1 pseudogene is annotated in these 965 nt (G+C 43.7%); it reads left to right on the top strand.

The features are described from left to right. Nucleotides 1-155 (top strand): annotated as a pseudogene (locus RF645_RS12945) (RepA protein); the annotation flags it as partial. Nucleotides 156-965: the final 810 nt, after the last annotated feature.

Here is a 965-nt window from a genome sequence, read left to right as displayed (position 1 = left end):
CAAACGAATATAATTGGTTCATTAATCCGTTGATTGTCTTTAATGGGGATAGGGTTTCATTTACAAAAACATACGTTCGGAAAAAGACTTTAGCTGCCCAAAAGAAAGAAGAAGCAGAGAAACGACAGTTATCACTTGGTTTTGATGAACTGTAACACTCCATTGAGTGAAGCTGCCGTTTGGTCGCTCCCCCTTTGGGGGCGGGGGGGGGGATAGATAAAGTTCCTCTATGTAAAGTTATAATGGGGGATGAAAGGCAAGGTTCGCTAACCTTACCCCGATTGTTTATGCTTCCCAGCATTCAATCTATCCCCGTTTATGGGTTTCTCTTTCACCCTACAAAGATAACCTCATGGGGGAAAAATGTCCAAGAATATGGGGTAAAAACTATCAAGTCGGTAGAAAATAAGTATCTTTGAAGTACATTTTTAGTAGAGGTACTGGTATGCCTAGACGAAGCAGATAGGCAAAAATAAAGCCGCTGGGGATGTCGGATGTCCGTCAATTAACTCCAGCGGCTTGTATTTTGGTAACTCTCCCGTATCGGTCAGCTACCGTTTGGTCAGCAACAAAGGTAGTACTTTATTGTCGCAAATCCAAATGTTTTCCCCTTTATTTGTGCATTTACAAAACATTCACTAACTTCGCACCTATGCAGTATGGTGATAGCACACTAGCACCCTAAAGGGTACGTGTGTAAGGGGACAAGCCCCCTTAACCCCCTGTCAGCCGGCTGTCACCGGCTGTTATCGATTGTCACAAAAATGTTAACTTATGGGAGCAACAAGTATTCATGTACAAGCAGTGAAGCCGGGGAGCGAGATTCACAACTTTAGGGAAAAAGAGTTGGACTATGTTCGTCCGGAACTTAGTCATTTGAATGAAAGCTGGGTTGGAGATAGCATCTCCCATCGGCTGGAGAGTGCGAAACAGAGATATTTCGATACGGTTGGGCAGAAGATGCA

Origin of the sequence: Kocuria sp. CPCC 205260 (genome assembly GCF_040981045.1) — a bacterium.
Classification (GTDB): domain Bacteria; phylum Actinomycetota; class Actinomycetes; order Actinomycetales; family Micrococcaceae; genus Kocuria; species Kocuria palustris.
The sequence above is the reverse complement of the archived record's forward strand: the minus strand, read 5'-3'. Positions and strand labels throughout refer to the sequence as shown.